This window comes from Microbacterium enclense, assembly GCA_038182865.1.
In the GTDB taxonomy this organism is placed as follows: Bacteria; Actinomycetota; Actinomycetes; order Actinomycetales; family Microbacteriaceae; genus Microbacterium; species Microbacterium enclense_B.
Map to the genome: position 1 here is coordinate 2,534,000 of CP116226.1, position 17,360 is coordinate 2,551,359.

The 17,360-nt window shown below is 69.6% G+C and carries 17 protein-coding genes, 1 tRNA gene and 1 pseudogene; 13 read left to right on the top strand and 6 right to left on the bottom strand.

Going from position 1 to position 17,360, the window contains the following annotated elements; genetic code table 11:
* The first annotated feature begins 5 nt into the window (after nt 1–5).
* The 9 genes and pseudogenes from PIR02_11895 to PIR02_11935 all read left to right on the top strand — a co-directional run bounded on the left by PIR02_11895 (nt 6) and on the right by PIR02_11935 (nt 7,872).
* Nucleotides 6–110 (top strand): annotated as a pseudogene (locus PIR02_11895) (DUF4244 domain-containing protein).
* Nucleotides 107–439 (top strand): TadE family type IV pilus minor pilin, encoded by a 333-nt coding sequence (locus tag PIR02_11900; protein ID WZH35477.1) that lies wholly within the window; start codon nt 107–109, stop codon nt 437–439. Before PIR02_11895 ends, PIR02_11900 begins: the two are co-directional and overlap by 4 nt.
* Complete coding sequence (locus PIR02_11905; GenBank protein WZH35478.1) at nt 439–876, top strand: flp pilus-assembly TadE/G-like family protein; 438 nt, start codon at nt 439–441, stop codon at nt 874–876. Before PIR02_11900 ends, PIR02_11905 begins: the two co-directional genes overlap by 1 nt.
* Nucleotides 828–3,542 (top strand): type I DNA topoisomerase, encoded by a 2,715-nt coding sequence (gene topA / locus PIR02_11910; protein WZH35479.1) that lies wholly within the window; start codon nt 828–830, stop codon nt 3,540–3,542. Before PIR02_11905 ends, topA begins: the two co-directional genes overlap by 49 nt.
* On the top strand, nt 3,539–4,213 hold the full coding sequence (tmk, locus tag PIR02_11915; protein WZH35480.1) for a dTMP kinase: 675 nt from the start codon (nt 3,539–3,541) through the stop codon (nt 4,211–4,213). The genes topA and tmk overlap by 4 nt, the downstream gene beginning before the upstream one ends.
* Nucleotides 4,214–4,282: 69 nt before the next feature.
* Nucleotides 4,283–5,461 carry a DNA polymerase III subunit delta' gene (locus PIR02_11920; protein ID WZH35481.1) on the top strand — a complete coding sequence of 393 codons (1,179 nt, stop codon included), beginning with the start codon at nt 4,283–4,285 and terminating at the stop codon, nt 5,459–5,461.
* On the top strand, nt 5,458–6,999 hold the full coding sequence (locus PIR02_11925; protein ID WZH35482.1) for an alpha/beta hydrolase: 1,542 nt from the start codon (nt 5,458–5,460) through the stop codon (nt 6,997–6,999). The genes PIR02_11920 and PIR02_11925 overlap by 4 nt, the downstream gene beginning before the upstream one ends.
* Nucleotides 7,000–7,060: 61 nt before the next feature.
* A complete protein-coding gene (gene deoC, locus PIR02_11930) occupies nt 7,061–7,732 on the top strand; it encodes a deoxyribose-phosphate aldolase (GenBank protein WZH35483.1) in 672 nt (223 codons plus the stop codon).
* A 64-nt stretch (nt 7,733–7,796) separates the two neighbouring features.
* Nucleotides 7,797–7,872, top strand: a tRNA-Thr gene (locus PIR02_11935).
* A gap of 37 nt (nt 7,873–7,909) precedes the next feature.
* Here PIR02_11935 and PIR02_11940 read toward each other — a convergent pair.
* Complete coding sequence (locus PIR02_11940; GenBank protein ID WZH35484.1) at nt 7,910–9,370, bottom strand: hypothetical protein; 1,461 nt, start codon at nt 9,368–9,370, stop codon at nt 7,910–7,912.
* 184 nt (nt 9,371–9,554) lie between these two features.
* Between PIR02_11940 and PIR02_11945 the strand changes: the two genes are divergently transcribed.
* The 3 genes from PIR02_11945 (at nt 9,555) to PIR02_11955 (ending at nt 11,289) form a co-directional block, all read left to right on the top strand.
* The gene (locus tag PIR02_11945; GenBank protein WZH35485.1) at nt 9,555–10,103 is read left to right on the top strand and encodes a hypothetical protein; all 549 of its coding nucleotides are present in this window, start codon (nt 9,555–9,557) and stop codon (nt 10,101–10,103) included.
* A 64-nt stretch (nt 10,104–10,167) separates the two neighbouring features.
* On the top strand, nt 10,168–10,563 hold the full coding sequence (locus PIR02_11950; GenBank protein WZH35486.1) for a hypothetical protein: 396 nt from the start codon (nt 10,168–10,170) through the stop codon (nt 10,561–10,563).
* Nucleotides 10,564–10,710: 147 nt separating this feature from the next.
* Entirely contained in the window at nt 10,711–11,289 is a 579-nt protein-coding gene (locus tag PIR02_11955) for an isochorismatase family protein (protein ID WZH35487.1), read from the top strand.
* On the opposite strand, the gene PIR02_11960 is transcribed toward PIR02_11955, so the two are convergent.
* From PIR02_11960 to PIR02_11975, 4 genes are all read right to left on the bottom strand, one after another.
* On the bottom strand, nt 11,278–12,384 hold the full coding sequence (locus tag PIR02_11960) for a PAS domain-containing sensor histidine kinase (GenBank protein ID WZH35488.1): 1,107 nt from the start codon (nt 12,382–12,384) through the stop codon (nt 11,278–11,280). The two genes, PIR02_11955 and PIR02_11960, sit on opposite strands and share 12 nt — an antisense overlap.
* A 118-nt stretch (nt 12,385–12,502) precedes the next feature.
* The gene (locus PIR02_11965; GenBank protein ID WZH35489.1) at nt 12,503–14,089 is read right to left on the bottom strand and encodes a molybdopterin-dependent oxidoreductase; all 1,587 of its coding nucleotides are present in this window, start codon (nt 14,087–14,089) and stop codon (nt 12,503–12,505) included.
* A 95-nt stretch (nt 14,090–14,184) separates the two neighbouring features.
* The gene (locus PIR02_11970; GenBank protein WZH35490.1) at nt 14,185–14,985 is read right to left on the bottom strand and encodes a hypothetical protein; all 801 of its coding nucleotides are present in this window, start codon (nt 14,983–14,985) and stop codon (nt 14,185–14,187) included.
* A gap of 154 nt (nt 14,986–15,139) precedes the next feature.
* On the bottom strand, nt 15,140–15,727 hold the full coding sequence (locus tag PIR02_11975; GenBank protein WZH35491.1) for a helix-turn-helix transcriptional regulator: 588 nt from the start codon (nt 15,725–15,727) through the stop codon (nt 15,140–15,142).
* A gap of 112 nt (nt 15,728–15,839) precedes the next feature.
* On the opposite strand from PIR02_11975, the gene PIR02_11980 reads away from it, so the two are divergent.
* Nucleotides 15,840–16,499: a hypothetical protein gene (locus tag PIR02_11980; protein ID WZH35492.1), complete on the top strand. Its 660-nt coding sequence runs from the start codon at nt 15,840–15,842 to the stop codon at nt 16,497–16,499.
* Nucleotides 16,500–16,693: 194 nt separating this feature from the next.
* Here PIR02_11980 and PIR02_11985 read toward each other — a convergent pair whose 3' ends face one another.
* The gene (locus PIR02_11985; protein WZH35493.1) at nt 16,694–17,308 is read right to left on the bottom strand and encodes a hypothetical protein; all 615 of its coding nucleotides are present in this window, start codon (nt 17,306–17,308) and stop codon (nt 16,694–16,696) included.
* Nucleotides 17,309–17,360 lie beyond the last annotated feature (52 nt).

The window sequence follows — 17,360 nt, forward strand, 5'->3', positions numbered from 1 at the left end:
CAATTGTCGCCGCAGTGGCCTTCGCGGGTTTGCTCGTGGTCATCATGCGAAGCGACGAGGTCCGCGGCATCCTGACCGACCTCGTTCGTCGTGCCTTGACCGTCCAGTGAGACCGGCATACCTGGACGAGCGCGGGTCGGTCACGGCGGAGTTCGCCGTGGCCGTGCCGGCGGTCGTGATCGTGCTCGCCCTCGGGGTGGGCGTGCTGGGGTCGGCGGCCACCGCCGTCCGGCTCCAGCACGTGTCGAGCGAATCGGCCCGGCTCCTCGGGCGCGGGGACGAGTCACGGGCGCACACGGCCCTCGCGGAGATCGGCGGATCGATGTCGGTCTCCCGTCGTGACGGTCTCGTGTGCGTCGATACGTCGGCGCCTGTGGCACTCAGCCTGCCCCTGCCTCCCGTGACCGCGCGGGCGTGCGCTCTCGACGGAGGTGAGTGATGGCCGGGACGATCTCCGTCGTCGGCATCACCGCCGTCGCCGTCGCCGTCACTCTGGCGCTCGCCGCCGCGTGCGGTGCTGCCGTGCAGGCTCAGAAGCTGGCGGGAACCGCGGATGCCGCCGCCCTCGCGGCTGCCGATACCGCCAGTGGTGCTGTCGAGGGAGTCCCGTGCGAGGCGGCGGCGAACGTCGCCGAGGCGGGCGGCGCGACCCTGACCGACTGCGTGCTCGACGGCCTCGTCGCCACGGTCACCGTCGGCACGGCGTACGGTGGGATTCCGTTCGATGCACACTCGCGGGCCGGTCCTCCCGAAACGACCGCCCGAGCGATCCCCGGGAACCCCACCAGGAATGCGTGTGTATGGTGTGCAGCGAAGAAAGGACCCCAGTGGCAAACGGCAAGAAGCTCGTCATCGTCGAGTCCCCGACCAAGATGAAGTCGATTCAGGGATACCTCGGTGACGACTATGAGGTCCTCAGCTCGGTGGGACACATCCGCGACCTCGCGTCGAAGAAGGAGATCCCGGCCGAGAAGAAGGCGGCCTACGGAAAGTACTCGATCGACGTCGAGAACGACTTCGACCCCTATTACGTCGTCAACGACCGCAAGACGAAGACGGTCGCCGAACTCAAGCGCGCGCTGAAGACGGCCGACGAAGTCCTGCTGGCCACCGATGGTGACCGCGAAGGCGAGGCCATCGCGTGGCACCTGCTCGAGGTCCTCAAGCCCAAGGTCCCCGTCCGGCGCATGATCTTCCACGAGATCACAAAGGATGCGATCCGCGAAGCCGCTGAGCACACGCGCGACCTCGACGTCTCGCTGGTCGACGCCCAAGAGACCCGCCGCGTTCTCGACCGCCTTTACGGGTGGGACGTTTCACCCGTGCTCTGGCGCAAGGTCGGCTCGGGCCGGGAAGGCACCGCGCTCAGCGCCGGACGTGTGCAGTCCGCCGCGACCCGTATGGTCGTCGAGCGCGAGCGTGAGCGCATGGCCTTCGTCTCGGCGTCGTACTGGGACGTCGAAGCCCTCGCGTCGCAGTCCGGGTCCTCGTTCACCACGCGTCTGAACCGCCTCGACGGCGCACCGATCGCCCGCGGCGGCGACTACGACGACAACGGAAAGCTGAAGAAGGCCGTCGTCGTCCTCGACGAGGCGCAGGCGAGAGCCCTGGCCGACGCTGTCACGGCCGCCGGCCGGGCGACGGTCGCGAAGGTCGAGGCCAAGCCCGGTACGCGGAGCCCCCGCGCGCCGTTCACCACCTCCACGATGCAGCAGGAGGCCGGTCGCAAGCTCTCGATGAGTGCCAAGCACGCCATGGGTGTCGCTCAGCGTCTCTACGAGAAGGGCTTCATCACCTATATGCGTACCGACTCCGTCGCGCTGTCGGGCCAGGCCATTTCGGCGGCCCGCGCGCAGGCGGTGAAGCTCTACGGCGACAAGGCGGTCCCGGCCAACCCGCGCGTCTACAAGAGCAAGACGAAGAACGCGCAAGAGGCCCACGAAGCCATCCGCCCCTCCGGCGAGGAGTTCCGCACGCCGTCGTCCGTCGCGTCGTCCCTCGACCGCGACGAGCAGAAGCTGTACGACCTCATCTGGAAGCGCACGATCGCGAGCCAGATGGCGGATGCCAAGTACGAGACGACCACCGTCACCCTCACCGTCCAGGCGGGGGAGAAGGTCGCCGAGTTCACGGCATCCGGAACCGTCTACACCTTCAAGGGCTTCCTCGAGGCCTACGAAGAAGGCGCCGACGAGAAGCGCAACGGCCGCGACGACGACGAAGACCAGTCGCTTCCCCCGGTCGCCGTGGGCGACGAGCTCACGGTGAGCGACGTCGAGCCGAAGGGCCACAGCACCTCGCCGAAGCCCCGGTACACCGAGGCCAGCCTGGTCAAGGCGCTCGAGGAGAAGGGGATCGGCCGTCCGTCGACCTTCGCGAGCATCATCGGTGTGATCCTCGACCGCGGCTACGTCACCAAGCGCGGTCAGGCGCTCGTCCCCAGCTGGCTCGCCTTCAGCGTGGTGCGTCTTCTCGAGGAGCACTTCGCCGACCTCGTCGACTATGACTTCACCGCCGCTCTCGAAGACGATCTCGACGCCATCGCCCGCGGCGAGCAGCGCCGCACCGAGTGGCTCAAGGCCTTCTACTTCGGTTCCGACAAGCAGGTGGGCCTACGCCACATCGTCGACAACCTCGGCGAGATCGACGCGCGCGAACTCAACTCGACGCGGATCACCGACACCGCCACGCTCCGTTTCGGCAAGTACGGCCCGTATCTCGAGGTCACCGAGCCCGGCGCCGATTCGGACGCCAAGCCGCGCATCGTCAACATCCCCGAAGACCTCGCTCCCGACGAGCTGACGGCCGAGAAGGCCCGAGAGCTCATCGAGGCGCCGGTCGCGGGCGACCGAGTGCTCGGGGAGAACCCCGAGAACGGCAAGCTCGTCGTCGTCAAAGACGGTCGCTTCGGTCCCTACGTCCAAGAGGTCGACGCCGAGGAGCCCGAAGAGGTCGACCAGGCCACCGGTGAGGTCGTGGAACAGCCCAAGAAGCGCGGCGCGAAGAAGGAAGCGGCTCCCAAACCCCGCACCGCGTCGCTCTTCCGGTCGATGTCGGTGGACACCATCGACCTCGACACCGCGCTGCAGCTGCTCTCCCTCCCGCGCGTCGTCGGTGCGGACCCCGAGACGGGGGCCGAGATCACGGCGCAGAACGGCCGATTCGGTCCCTACCTCAAGAAGGGCACCGACTCACGCTCGCTCGACGCGGAGCAGCAGATCTTCGACATCACCCTCGAAGAGGCGCTCGCGAAGTACGCCGAGCCCAAGTACGGCGCGCGGCGGGCATCGAGCGCCCTGAAGGAGTTCGACGCCGACCCCGTCAGCGGCAAGCCGATCAAGCTGAAGGACGGCCGATTCGGGCCGTACGTCACCGACGGCGAGACGAATGCCACGGTGCCGCGCGGCGAAGACGCTATGGCCATCACCTTCGAACGCGCCGTCGAGCTCATCGCCGACAAGCGCGCCAAGGGCCCCGCCCCGAAGAAGACCACCGCGCGCAAGACGACGACCACCCGCAAGGCGCCGGCGAAGAAATCGTGACGACGGATCCGACCCGCCCGCCGCGCGCTCCCCGAGCCGCGGCGGCCGGGGGACCCGGGCTGTTCGTCACGTTCGAAGGCGGCGACGGCGCAGGGAAGACCACTCAGGCGACTCTCCTCGAGGACTGGCTGCGGGAGCGCGGCCGGGAGGTGGTGCGCACCCGCGAACCCGGCGGAACCGACGTGGGCGTCCTCGTGCGCGACATCGTGCTGCACCATCGAGGACACATCGCCCCGCGAGCCGAAGCTCTCCTCTACGCCGCAGATCGCGCCCATCACATCGAGACCATCGTCCGACCCGCGATCGCGCGCGGTGACGTCGTCATCCAGGATCGATACCTCGACTCGTCGGTCGCCTACCAGGGCGCCGGTCGCGTGCTGGATGCCGATGACATCCGCGACCTCTCGCTCTGGGCGACCGGCGGCCTGCTGCCGGATCTGACCGTGCTGCTCGACCTCGATCCCGCGGCCGCTCGGACGCGGCTGGATGCGGAGGCGAAGCCGTTCGACAGACTCGAGGCGGAGAAGGGTGAGTTCCACGCGCGGGTGCGCGCCGGATTCCTCGCCCTCGCCGAGGCCGAGCCCGATCGCTTCGTCGTGCTCGACGCCCGCCAGCCGGTGTCGGAGCTGGCCCACCGCGTCCGGGAGGCCGTGGCATCCCGACTCGGATGAGGCGATCGCTCGGCCACGCACAGCGGATCGCCAGCGGTCCTGTCGGAAGCCCCGTCTAGGGTGGAACGCATGCCCGCCGTGCTCGACTCCGCGCCCGACGTCGCCGCGCCCGCGCCGTTCCCCTGGGATGCGGTGTGGGGCCAGCCCGATGCCGTGCAGACCCTGCAGAACGCGGCCTCCGACCCGGCAGCGCTCACGCACGCCTGGCTCATCACCGGGCCTCCGGGATCGGGACGCTCGACCCTCGCCTACGCCTTCGCGGCCGCGCTGATCGCCGACCCCGGCGACGAACGCGCGCAACGTCAGGTGATCGCGCGCACCCACCCCGACCTCACCGCCCTGCGCACCGAGCAGGTCGTCATCCGCATCGACGAAGCCCGCCGGCTCGTCGAGCGCGCGAGCTTCGCCCCGTCGCTGGGGCGGCACCGCGTGATCGTCGTCGAAGACGCCGACCGCATGGCCGAGCGCACGTCCAACGTCCTGCTCAAGGCGCTCGAAGAGCCGCCCGAGCACACCGTCTGGGTGCTCTGCGCCCCGAGCGACGCCGACCTCCTGCCCACCATCCGCTCGCGTGTGCGGGTGCTCCGCCTGCGGGAGCCGTCCGTCTCCGACGTGGCGTCCCTCATCGTCGAGCGCACCGGGGTCGCGCCCGAGGTCGCCGAAGAATCCGCTCGTCACGCCCAGCGGCACATCGGTATGGCCCAGCGCCTCGCGACCGACGACGACGCGCGGGCCCGTCGGGCCGAGACCCTCTCCGCCGTTCTGGGTGTCCGCGGCATCGGCGATGCCGTCGAGGTCGCCGGGCACATCGTCCGCCTGGCCACCGACGATGCGAAGGCGCTCACCGCGAGTCGCGACGAAGAAGAGCGCCGCGCTCTCCTGCGCACCCTCGGCGTGGCCGAGGGCGCTGCCGTTCCGCCCTCGGTCCGCGGGCAGGTGAACGCCCTCGAAGACGACCAGAAGCGCCGTGCGACGCGCAGCTTGCGCGACGGGATCGACCGCGTCCTGACCGACCTGCAGTCGCTGTTCCGTGACGTCGTGATGCTCCAGTTCGGGCGCGACACCGACCTGGTCAACAGCGAACGCCTCGACGACCTGCGTGCGCTCGCGGCGGAGTGGTCCACGGCCCGCACCCTCGGCGTGCTCGACCGCATCTCCGACACCCGGCGTCATCTCGAGCAGAACGCCGCACCCCTGCTCGCGCTGGAAAGCCTCCTCATCACCGTCTCCGACGGGTCGGCTCCGTGAACGCGCGGCGACGGCTCGTCGCGCTGGTCGCGGGTCTCGCAACGGCGGCGCTCGCCCTGTCGGGATGCCTCTACGCCCAGATCCCGCCGACGGCTCCCGCTCCCGGGCCGTCGCTCGCCCCGCAGACCGACGGCATCGCCGAAGACCTCCTGCCCTACTACTCGCAGACGTTGACGTGGGAGGAGTGCGGGACCGGTCTGGACTGCACGACGGTGACCGCTCCGCGCGACTACAGCGACCCGTCGAAGGGCGACCTGCAGCTCGCCGTCGCGCGCCACCGGGCGACCTCGGGGCAACCGATCGGCTCGCTGCTGACCAATCCCGGCGGTCCCGGCGCGAGCGGGGTGTCGCTCATGAAGTCATCGCTGCCGATCCTGGTCGACCAGAAGCTGTCCGACGCCTACGACGTGATCGGTTTCGATCCTCGCGGCGTCGGTGAGTCCACCGCCGTCAGCTGCTACGACGCCGCGGGTCTCGACAGCTACTTCTACGACATCCCGCCGGGCGCGCGCGGCAGCGAGGAGCGCGAGCAGGCTCTCACCGAGCGGGCCGCCGCTTTCGCGAAGGCGTGCGACGAGAACAGCGACGGCATCCTGCCCTACATCACGACCGAGAACTCGGCGCGCGACATGGACCTGCTGCGCGCAGTGCTGGGCGACACGAAGCTCAATTACCTCGGGTTCTCGTACGGCTCGCTCCTCGGCACGACCTACGCGGGACTCTTCCCCGAGCGCGTCGGGCGCATGGTGCTCGACGGCGGAATCGATCCCAGCCAACCGCAGTCCGAGTCCTCCATCGGGCAAGCCGTCGGGTTCGAGGAGTCGCTACGCGCCTTCATGGCCGATTGCCTCACCACCTCCGAGTGTCCCTACAGCGGCTCGGTCGACAACGCGATGTCCGACCTGGCTGCGACGCTCGCGCGCGTCGACGCTCGTCCGCTCACGGCGAGCGATGGCCGCCAGCTCGGGGGCGACACGCTCATGACCGCCATCGTCGCCGCGCTGTACAGCCAGGACAGCTGGCAGTACCTGCGAGTGGCGCTATCCGACGTGGGCAACGGGCGTCCCGACGTCGCATTCCAACTGGCGGACTTCTACAACGACCGCGTGGGCGGGCGTTACGCGAGCAACACGATGGAAGCGTTCGTCGCGTACAACTGCATGGACTACCCGGACGAAGGGTCGGCGGCCGATGACGAGGCGTTCCGTCAGCGACTGGCCGAGGCCGCTCCCACCACGGCGCCGTACTGGGAGGGCGTCGACGTCTGCGCCTCCTGGCCCGCGCCGCCCACGGGTACCCGCGGCGTGATCACGGCGGACGGCTCGCCGCCCATCGTGGTCATCGGCACCACCGGCGACCCGGCTACGCCGTACGTCGGGGCCCAGCGGCTCGCCGAGCAGCTCTCGCAGGGCGTGCTCATCACCAACGTGGGCGAAGGCCACCTCGGCTACAACAAGGGCAATGCCTGCGTGACCGACGCGGTCGACGCCTATCTCGTCGAGGGAACCGTGCCCGAGGACGGCCTGCGCTGCGGATGACGTCGGTCTGCACCATTCCGCGCCGCCTAGGCTTTATCTCGTCCCACCCGAAGGAGTCCCCATGACTGCGCCCGTTACCGACCTCGCCCGCTACATCGACCACACGCTGCTCAAGCCCGAGGCCACGCGCGCCGACGTGGAGCGCATCATCGCTGAGGGCGCCGAGCTCGGGACGTACAGTGTGTGCCTGTCACCGTCGTTCCTCCCGGTCGAGGTTCCCGCCGGCCTCAAGGTCGCCGTGGTCTGCGGCTTCCCCAGCGGGAAACACCACGCTGAGGTCAAGGCCGCCGAGGCGGCGCTGTCGGTGGCACAGGGCGCCGACGAGATCGACATGGTCATCGACATCGGTGCGGCCATCGACGGGCGCTATGAGGTCGTCGAGGCCGAGATCCGCGCGGTGCGCCTCGCCGCTCCCGCCCCCACTGTCCTGAAGGTGATCATCGAGTCGGCAGCGCTCTCCGACGAGGCCATCGTCGCGGTGTGCGAGGCCGCGGTCGCCGCCGGCGCCGACTTCGTCAAGACCTCCACGGGATTCCACCCCGCGGGCGGGGCCAGCGTGCACGCGGTACAGCTCATGAAGCGCACCGTGGGCGACCGCGCCGAGGTCAAGGCATCCGGGGGCATCCGCACGCGCGCGGCCGCCGAAGAGATGATCGCCGCGGGCGCCACGCGGCTGGGGTTGTCGTCGAGCCGCGACATCCTCGCCGACCGTTCCGCGAGCGGCGACTACTGACGCGTACCTGGTGACGCGCTGGAGCATGTAAGATCGATGATCGTGCACGCGACAGCGCGCACACGCCGCCTTAGCTCAGACGGCAGAGCGATTCACTCGTAATGAATAGGTCAAGGGTTCGATTCCCTTAGGCGGCTCCACGACAGAAGGCCCGGGTTCTCCCGGGCCTTCTGCCGTTCACGGGAGCGTCGGTGCGGGGGGTGCCTTCGCTTCCGGGATCTCGACGTCGGGCCCCGTCGGCGCCCGCAGATCGCCCGCGGTCGAACCGCGTCGCTGCGTCGAGCCCGCGGCATCCTTGTCGGCGTCGCTCTTGTCCTCCTCGACGACGATGGGGTGCGCCTCGGCGTAGGGATCGTGACGGATGCCGGTCACCTGCCACGACACCTTCACCCCGCCGCGGTCGGTGCGGATGTCGAAGGAATTGCCGCCGACCTCGCGCGACACGGCGACCTGGGCGAAGTCGCCGATCACGGTGAGCTGGTATCGGAAGTCACGATTCAGCGCCTCGAAGTACTCGGGGAGGGCGACGGTCGCGTTGCCCGCGTCGTCGGTGACGGTCGTGCCGTTGTAGACGTTCATCATGTCGGGCGACTCGACGAACGAGTGCGAAAGCCATCTGTTGTCGGGATCGAGCGGGTGATCGATCTTGAACGACCCGGCGCTCTTGCTGAGGGTGCCGTTGACGTGCACGCGTCCCTGGGCGAACATCGCGTAGCCGTCGGGGCTCGAGGTCGTGCCGTACACGCCGTAGTTCTGGCCCGTCGTCCCGACAGCCGCCCCGTAGAGCCCCCAGGCCGTGCCCTGGCCCCACACCCCGACGTAACCGGAGTCGCCGCGGACGCCGGCCGTCGTTCCGCCACTGCCGTACACGGAATACTGACCGCCCTCGGCGAGCACGGCCTGCGCGGTACCGGAGACGGAGGCTTGCGCGTGGACGCCGATGCGCCCGGTCCCGCGGACGCCGACCCCGGAGTCCACGTTCGTGTTCGCACCCAAGACCGCCGTGACGCCCGCGGTGGAGCCGTACACGCCGGTGGGCCCCGAGAAGTATCCGCCCGTGTTGTTCCCGTTGCCGATGACCCCGTAGTTGGCCGACGTCCCGAGCACACCCCCCGAGGGGCCCGTGGCGATGACGCCGTAGTAGTTCGTGGAGGTCGCTTGGAGGGCCGTTCCGGACGTGGAGCGCACATCGGCGCCGACACCCGTGGTCGCTTGACCGAAGAGGGCCGTCCCCGCCGTGGCGGTCGCCGAGACACCGCGCGACGTGGTTCCCCCTGACGTGGAAGCTCGGAGAGCGACGCCCCCGGTGACGACGTGCAGCTTCGCATCGGGGGCGGTGGTCCCGATGCCGATGTTCCCCGTCGGTGCGATGCGCATGCGCTCGCTGGTCGTCGTCGAGCCCGTGGCGCAGGTCTTGAAGACGAGCGGCGCGCCGGCGTTCGTGGGCCCGAGGAAGTTCGAGCCGCTCGTCGTGACCCCCGAGTTCCCGCCCAGCACCCACGCGGTGGTCCCGGGGGCCGCGGCCGCGGGGGAGGCGGCAGCCGTGGCGGCGACCACTCCGGCGGCTCCTGCCACTGCGGTCGTGAACAGCGCTCGCCTCGGCAGGGCGGCGCCGGAAGGGGCAGGTGGAGTCGACATCGATATCTCCCATCGGGTGCGGGTGCCGGGCGACGCACGGCTGGAGGTGACGCTAGGGGCCTCTTTCCCGCGCCGACAAGAGGGATTCGGCGGATTCGTTCCACGGAGTCGCTCGGCATCGAAGCATCGGCGGGCACGGTCGCGGGGGCCGCCGTACGCTCGGGAACACATCCCGGGAGGCACCATGACGCTCGTACCCCCTCTTCGCGTCACGCGGCGTCGCATCCGGGTCTGCCTGGCCGTCGTCGTGTTCGGACTCGTCGTCAGCGGCGTGACCGCCTTCCCCCTGCGCGAAGAGCTGGCCCTGGCGCGTGATGTCCTCGCACACCTGAACGTCGCGTCGATCCTGCCGGGTGCGGTGTGGTGGGTCGACCGGGTCGCGGAGGGACTGGATGCCACGGCCGTGGCGTACCCGTTCATCGCGTACGGCACCGATTGGCTGGCGTTCGCCCACCTCCTCATCGCCCTCGCCTTCATCGGCCCTCTAGTCGACCCGGTACGCAACATCTGGGTCATCGTGTGGGGCCTCATCGCGTGCGCGGGCATCCTGCCGCTCGCGGCGATCGCGGGAGGCATCCGGGGGCTGCCCCTCGGATGGCAGCTCATCGACATGTCGTTCGGCGTCCTCGCCGCCGTGCCGCTCGTCCTCGCGCTCGTGTGGACGCGCCGCGTGGAGAACGCTACCCGGTCGACGGACGGTGTCCGCCCGGGGTCGCGCGAAGCTGCCCGATAGGCTGACGGCACCCGTTCCGCCCCGTGCGGCGGAGTCGTCCCGTCCGCGATCCGCAGGAGTGCCCGTGTCGAACGCCCTCGATGCCATCATCGAGATCTTCACGTGGGTGGGCCTCGGCGGCGGAGCCGTTCTCGCTCTCGTCGCGGTCGTCCTCCTCTTCGCCGACGGCACGTGGGTGCCGGTGCGGGCGGTGGTCGAGGACGTCGACGGGGGCCGGGTAGTGCGGTGGTTCGACGACCAGGGCGGGGTGAACGAGGCTCCGCTCTCGCCCCACGATGACGCCAAGATCGGCTCCGCCGACATGGCCGACATCTTCTATCGGCGCGGAAGCGTTCACCGCATGAGGCTGACGCGCTCGTCGCCGGTGGTGCGTTTCGTCTCCCTGCTCGCGGCGGGGATTCTCGGCCTCGGGCTCGTCGCCTTCGTTCTCTCGATCGTGCTGCTGTTCGCCCGCGGGTGACGAACGGAACACGAGGGCGCCGCCGACGTGCTGTTCGGCACGTCCGTCGTGCGGTCGCTCTCCGTCCCTCTTCGCGTACGACGCCGATGCGCCCATCCGGTGGCCGTCGAGGGCGTCGACGCGCACGAGCGCGCGTAGGCTCGAGGCATGACCCGGGCGCTGTTCATCGTCGACGTTCAGAACGACTTCACCGAGCACGGTGCGCTCGGCGTCGACGGGGGCGACGCGGTCGCCGCCCGCATCTCCCACTACCTGGGCGCCCATGCCGACGAGTACACCGTGGTCGTCGCGTCGCGCGACTGGCACCACGGCGACGACGACAACGGCGGACACTTCTCTGAGACGCCGGACTTCGTCGACACCTGGCCGGTGCACTGCGTCGCCGGCACCGAGGGGGCCGAGTACGACGCGGTGTTCGATCCGACGCGAGTGACACATCACCTGAAGAAGGGGCAGGGTCGGCCGGCGTACTCGCTGTTCGAGGGCATCTCCGACGACGGCGAGACAGCAGCCGATATCCTCGACGCCCACGGCATCCGTGACATCGATATCGCCGGGATCGCCACCGACTACTGCGTGCGCGCGTCCGCTCTCGACGCCCTCGCGGCCGGGCGCACCGTGCGCGTGCTCACCGACCTGGTGGCCGGCGTGCATCCCGCCTCGAGCGCCGCTGCCCTGGACGAGATCCAGAGTGCGGGTGCGGTGTTGACGACCTCAGACGTCTAGATCGTCCGCGCGCGGGATCGTGATGGTCACGCGTGTGCCTTCTCCCGGTTCGCTCGCGATGCGCAGAACGCCGTGGTGTTCTGACACCACGTGCTGGACGCTTGCGAGGCCGATACCGGATCCACCGTCGTTCGCGTCGGCGAATCGTCCGCGTTCACCCTCGGCGACGATCGTCCGCAGGTCGTCGGGATGGATGCCACGCCCCCGGTCGCTCACCGAGACCACCGCTCCCTCATCCGTTTCGTACACCTCGACCGTGATCTCGTCGTCGGAGTACTTGGCGGCGTTCTCGAGGACGTTCGCCACAGCCCGGCGCAGACCCAGCACGTCGCCCACGATGGGAACGGCATCCATGCGACCGTAGACGACGCGCCCGGGGCACTCCCCGGGGAGGACCAGGGCGACAGCCCCCTGCGCGATGAGATCCAGCGTCGCCGGATGCCGGCCACGTTCGGGGCGTGCGGCAGCGTCGGTCAACAGAGCCTGTGCCATCGCGACGAGATGATCGCTCGCCTCCGAGGCCAGCCGCAGCAGATGGTGGTCGGCGGGGAGGTCTTCCTCAAGCAGGTCGAGGTAGCCGCGCAGTGCGGTGACGGGCGACAGGAGATCGTGGGCGAATGTGCGTTGCCGAGCGGCGTGCTCGTCGGCGGCCCGCTTCTCGGCGGTGAGGTCGCGCACGAGCTTGACGAAACCCAGTACCTGGCCCTGGTCGTTGCGGATGGCCGAGATCGTCACTCGCGCCCAGAACTCGCTCCCGTCGCTTCGCACCCGCCATCCGGTGTCTTCGACGTGGCCGTCCCGTTGAGCCGCGGCGAGGAGCTGGTCGGGTACACCGCGTCGCCGATCCTCCTCGCGGTAGAACCGCGAGAAGTGGGAACCGAGGATCTCCCCTTCGGCGTATCCCTTGATGCGTTCAGCCCCGAGGTTCCAGCCGCGGACGATTCCGCCGCCGTCGAGCTTCACGATCGCGAAGAGGTCGACCTGGTCGTCCCAATCGAGGGGGAGGGTTCGGCGGAAGCTGGCGAGGGGACGCTCCTCGCCCTCGGACGCGACCGGGGGCGGGAAATCGGGCGGCCCCTGCACCGGGGCGCTCATCCGCGCACGTCGCAAGGTTCGGGAATGCTTGCTGAAGGCATTCTCCGATCTTGGCGCGCGGGGGCTTCCGGCACCAGAGCTTGACACGGCGGCACGGGTGAGCGGTCCACGTCGTGCGTCAGCTCACGGTCACCAGCGTGCGCTGCCAGCCGCTCGATCCGTTCGGCGCGATGGCGGCCTGCTCCTGCACCTGCAGGTTGCCCTCCTTGTCGGTGGCCCGCACGACGATGTAGTGCGACCCGGCGTCGGCGTTCCAGTCGAGCTTCCACTGCACCCACGACTGGTCGTTGATCGGGCTCGAGAGGGTCGCCTGCTGCCACTCGCCGTCATCGATGCTGACCTCGACCTTCTCGACGCCGACGGGCTGCGCCCATGCCATGCCGGCGATGACCACGGCGCCCGCCGAGACCGGAGTGCCGATCTTCGGCGTGTCCACTCGCGACGACATCTTGATCGGGGCCTCGGCCGAGTAGCCGCGCGGGGTCCAATACGCCTCGTCCTTGTCGAAGCGCGTCACGGTGAGCTTCGTGACCCACTTGGTCGCCGAAACGTATCCGTACAGGCCCGGGACGACCATCCGCACGGGGAAGCCGTGCTCGAACGGCAGCGGTTCGCCGTTCATGGCCACCGCGAAGATGGCATCGAGGTTGTCGTCGGTCAGCGAGGAGAGGGGAGTGGATGCCGTGTACCCGTCGACGCTCTCGGACAGCACCATGTCGGCGTCGCCCTGCGGTCCGGCCATACGCAGGACGTCGCGGATCGGTACTCCCGTCCAGATGGCGTTTCCGACCAGGTCGCCGCCGACCTCGTTGGAAACGCACGTGAGGGTGACGCCGTACTCGTCCAAGCCCATGCCGACCAGGTCGTCGAAGCTCAGCTCGACCGGGGTGTCGACCATTCCCTCGATCGACAGGCGCCACGTCGTGGGATCGACGTTGGGGACCGTGAGCGCGGTGTCGACGCGGTAGAAGTCCGCGTTGGGCGTGATGATCGGGGTCAGCCCCGGAACGCCGAGATCGGCGCCGGCGGGAACCGTGACGGTGCTGCGTGCTGCGGGGATACGGAGGGCGTCGCGCGCGGCCGCGACCGACGCGGTCGCGACGTTGACGATACGAGCTCCCACACCCACGACGATCGCCCCGGCAGCGACGATGCCCGACAGGACGAAGAAGCCGCGCCGGTTCACGCCGGCCGCCGCCGCATCATCCGCGGCGGCCGCCTGCGTCCAGCGACGCAGCCGACGGCTCAGCACGAGCAACACGCCCACCCCGACGATCGTGCCGACGACCGGTGGGAGCCAGGCGAGCGCGCCGGCTCCGGCCCTCGTCACGATCGCGGCTGTGGCGAGCGCCCCGCCGACTCCGAGGAGGACCGCGCCGACCGGGCGGAAACGGTACTGCAGGTAGCCGGCGATCGCCGCGGCGACGACCGCGCCGAGACCCACTCCGACCAGGAGGGCGACCTTGTCGGTCTCGCCGAACAGCGTGATCGCGAGTTCTTTCAGCGGGCGCGGCACGATGTCGACGATGAACGACCCGACGGCGAGGACGGGACTGGCGGCGCGCGCGAAGATCGCGGCGAGCAGTTCAGCGCTGCCGAGGAGGGCGAGCGCCGACACGATGCCCGCCAGCGACCCCCAGATCCAGGCGCGCGGAGGCCGGACGGGGCGCGCGGTGACGGGGTCGGCTGCGGTGTCGGTGGTCATGGCGTCCCTCTTCTTCGTCGACCGACGGCGCGCGAATCCCGCTCCGTCTGTCGTCTATTCGGCGCGGCGGAGAGAACGGATGGTGCGCCGCTGTCTTACGAGGGCGGAGTGTTCGCGTCGTCCGACTGTGCGAACTCGCGCAGGGCTCGACGCATGCTCGCAACACTTCCGAACCCCGCGTCTCGGGCGCTTCGCGCCGCGGTGTAGCGGTGGGCGGAGGGGGAGGAGAGGAGCGCCGCGGCGGTGCCGGCCCGAGCCCGGCGAAGTTCGAGGGCGATCGAGGAACCCGCGCGGGAGAAGGCGCGTTGCAGGGTGCGAAGCGGGACGCCCAGGGCGGTGGCGATGCTGTCGGGCGTCGTGGAGGGATCGAAGTGCGTCTCGGTGATGAGGGTTCGGGCGCGCTCGAGCGGCGTCACGGCGCCGGGACCGGGCGTCTCGACGTCGACCGGGAGTTGGATGATGCTTCGCGACATCATGTGGATCACATCGATGACCCGCGGATCGAGGTACCCCCCGCTGGCGTCGGAGGCGTCGAACGCGCGCATCAACGCCAGGTCGAGCGAGGTTCCCAGAATGGAGCTCGTCCTGACCTGGGTGATGCCGCCGGTGCGCGCGGAGACCTGCAGGTTCAACTCACGGATGACGGAAGCCTGGGAGACGGCGATGATGACGTCGGTCTCCGATTCCGACATCAGGTGCATTCGCGGCTCCTGCACGACGACCAGGCCTCGAGCGGGAACGCGGGCCACCGCGTCGCCCACGTGGACGGAGAGGGGGCCGCGGAGCGAGGAGAAGAGGAAGACCTCGTCGTCGTCCGGTTCGAGGCGACTGATGGTGGCTGCCCGGAGAGCCCCGATCCGATAGAGGTTCGTCCGCCGGATGACGATGTGGCTCACCCGAGGCGTTTGCCCCGGAGGCATTCCGATGCCGATGTTTCCTTTGTAGTGACGTCGGTGTGCCTCTGGCGGCATTCGCTCTCCCTGGTTCTCGAGTGCGCGGTCATCTCATCATCGGTGTGGATCGACGGTCCCCAGCAATCGGGGGGTGGCCTCACTCCAACCACCCCAGGTCCAGGAGGGCGTCTCGCAGGGCGTCCCGATTGCCCGTGTACCGCGCGCCGACCTTGGCGCGGATGTTCCTCAAATGCGCGTGCACGGTGTGGATGCTGATCCCCAGAGCGAGCGACGCCTCCTCGACGCTGAGGGGTGTCTCTGTGCACAGCAAGCGCGCCACCTCCCGCTCGCGCGCGGTGAGCGCCGATCGGTTCGGCATGGGCGGAACGTGCCACCGTGCGAGAGCGGGGGAGAAGGCCTGGGGCGTCGCGCGCACGGGCGACGACAGCCCCCGTCGGACGAGGTCGATGAGCACGCGGATGTCTGCGCGGATGTCGAAGAGGGCCCAGACGCCGAACCTCGTCGCCAGATCCGACAGCTCTGCGCCCGCCGTCGTGTCGTAGCCGAGGATGATCCGGGCACCGCGGATGCTCAGTCGGCGGAGCACGCGCGGCAGGGTGTTGGGCGGCTCGTGGGCGCCGAGGAAGACGATGACCATCGCCCCCTCCGGTTCTTCCGGGTCTCCGGTGGCCACCGGCCAGGGCACGGTGGCAGCGAGGTGTTCCGCGACCGCGGTCCGCGCCATTCGATGGGATCCGACCACCCAGATGGGCGCATTTTCGGGGGATCTCGGCGGCGGCACGGCTGTTACGATCCCGCCATGATCTCGGGGGGGGACGACGACGGCGAGTGTCGACGTGGTCGATGATGTTCTGGCGCTGGGCGCGGCTTTGCGATCCGCGACGGTCTTGCGGCACGCACCCATCCGCGTGCGCACGGTGGCGCCCACCTGGGTGCAGTACGGGGCGGAGGTCTCCGACGTCGCGCGGTTCGTGGTCGTTCGCGCCGAGCTCGTCGACCACGTGCCGACGGTGCTGAAGGTCCGCGCTCTCCGCGCGGCCGGGGCGCGGCCTGTCGTCGTCAGCGACGACCCCGACGATGCCCACCGTGCACGCTTGCGCGAAGCCCGGGCGGAAGCCGTCCTGACGCGCGAGAACGATCTCGACGACCTCCTGGGAGTGCTGCAGGAAGAGGTCACGCCGCCCGAGGTGGAGGCCCCTGTCGAGCTTCCTCCGACGCACCTGTCTGATCGCCAGCTCCAGCTCGCTTGCTTGTACTGCAGCCACGGTGCGCCCTCGGCGAAGCACTTGGCCCGGTGGCTCGGGCTCCCGGTCTCATCCGTTCGGACGAATTTGCAACGCGCGCGACACGCGTTGGGCGCGTCCGATCGCGGTGAGTTGCGCCGACGCCTGATCGACGGCGGGTGGATGGACGGCCAGTCCGAGCGGCGTGCAGGGAATCTCATCGCTGTATCACCCCCTGCTGCTGAGTTGTTCTCGGCTGTTCACCCCGGTTGACCCGTACGCCCACCCGGGGTGGCCCGTGGTGCGTTTCTAGCAACTTCGATCGCTCGGGGGCGTCGTGACGCCTGGTGAACGACGACTGGCGCGAAATGGACGGGCCGCACGGGGTTGCGAAACGAGCCGGAGAAGCGGTCACCCCGCCGCGACGGCCATGTCTGGCGGCACGTCGCGGCGGGGTGACAGGTGCCTCAGGCCGCGGTCGCGGTTCCCGTGTAGTTGATGGTCCCCGCGCCACCCAGGAAGCTCGAGGTGACCACGCCGACACCCCAGACCGAGAACGTCCAGCTCAGCGTGACCGGGCATCGGATCTCGAGCAGGGTCGGCAGACCGATGAGGATGACCTCCGCGGTCACCGTGAGGCTCACCGGACGCACGGGGTTGCTGTTGAGCACGTAGGTGCCGCTGGGGAACGTGATGTTGTTGAACAGCAGTGTTCCCGGCAGTGCGCCGATCTGGCCGAGCGTTCCCGCCCCCGCCGACAGGCCGGTGCCGGTGTGGGTGGTTCCGTCGCTCATCGTCAGCGTGGCGCTCGTGACGATCGTCGTGTAGGCGGGCTGGAAAAGGCTCAGGTCGACGCCGCTGGCGTCCAGGCCCAGAGCCCCGACGAAAGCGAGAGCGCCCTTGTTCCCCACGACGACCGCTTGCGTGGTGATACCGCCCAGGACGCCGGCCTTGAGCTCCGGCGGACAGGTCGGACCCGATGCGGCAGCGATGGGGCTGGCGACTGCCAGTGCGACGACGGGTGCCGACCACGCGGCGCCCTTCAGGATCGTGCGCCGGTCGACGCCGGTCTTCTTCTCCACCATTTCTCCCCCAGGAGTGCGTTGTTCCGATCGACCATCGACCGGTAACGCG